At 70.0% G+C, this 240-nt stretch carries 1 protein-coding gene; it reads right to left on the bottom strand.

Annotated elements, in window-relative coordinates; all coding sequences use genetic code 11:
* On the bottom strand, positions 1-240 hold a 240-nt coding region (locus AX709_RS18865; protein WP_197432018.1), incomplete at both ends, for a hypothetical protein.

Below are 240 nucleotides of genomic sequence, written 5' to 3'. Positions count from 1 at the left end.
CCGCCGTGCCGTGCCCGTCCTCGTCATCGGTCGATCCGTTGCCGGCGGTGCTGGTCGATGCGGTACTGATGCGGCCGGGAAACTCCTGGGTCCCCGCGTCGATGCCGGTATCGACGATGCCGATGCCGACGCCCCGCCCGGTCGCGCCGTTCTGATACGCGGTCAGCGCGGTCGCCGAAACCGGACCGACAGAGGCGCGATATTCCGACGTGTCGAAATTGACCGGGGGCGGCGTGGGCG

It is taken from the genome of Sphingomonas sp. CCH15-F11, from assembly GCF_001557005.1.
Lineage (GTDB): Bacteria > Pseudomonadota > Alphaproteobacteria > Sphingomonadales > Sphingomonadaceae > Sphingomonas.
This window is presented reverse-complemented; position numbering and strand designations above follow the sequence as displayed.